This window comes from Microbacterium sp. KNMS (assembly GCF_053851835.1).
Genome location: NZ_JBSQBP010000108.1, coordinates 1 through 273, shown reverse-complemented (window position 1 = coordinate 273; position 273 = coordinate 1). Strand labels below are relative to the sequence as shown.

At 71.1% G+C, this 273-nt stretch carries 1 protein-coding gene; it reads left to right on the top strand.

Annotated elements, in window-relative coordinates; genetic code table 11:
* Positions 1–273: hypothetical protein (locus ACWXWW_RS18030; RefSeq protein ID WP_455971383.1), on the top strand; the 273-nt coding region annotated here is incomplete at both ends.

The following is a 273-nucleotide window of genomic DNA, read 5'->3' as shown; positions in this document are numbered from 1 at the left end:
GAATACACCGTCCTGCCCGCGCCGAACCGGGGCGAAAAGGTCCGGGGTGCCCGCAGCGGGGCGGAGCGTTTCGCCCATGCGCTGACCATGGAAATGAACCGCATGGCGCAGGCGGGCTGGGAGTATGTCCGCGCCGAAACGCTGCCCTGCGAGGAACGCAGCGGCCCGACCAGCCGCACCACCGTTTATCACAACGTCCTGGTCTTCCGCCGCGCGCTCGCGCCTGCCTATCCCCAGCACGAGTGGGCCGCGGCGCAGCGCCCGCTTGCGGCC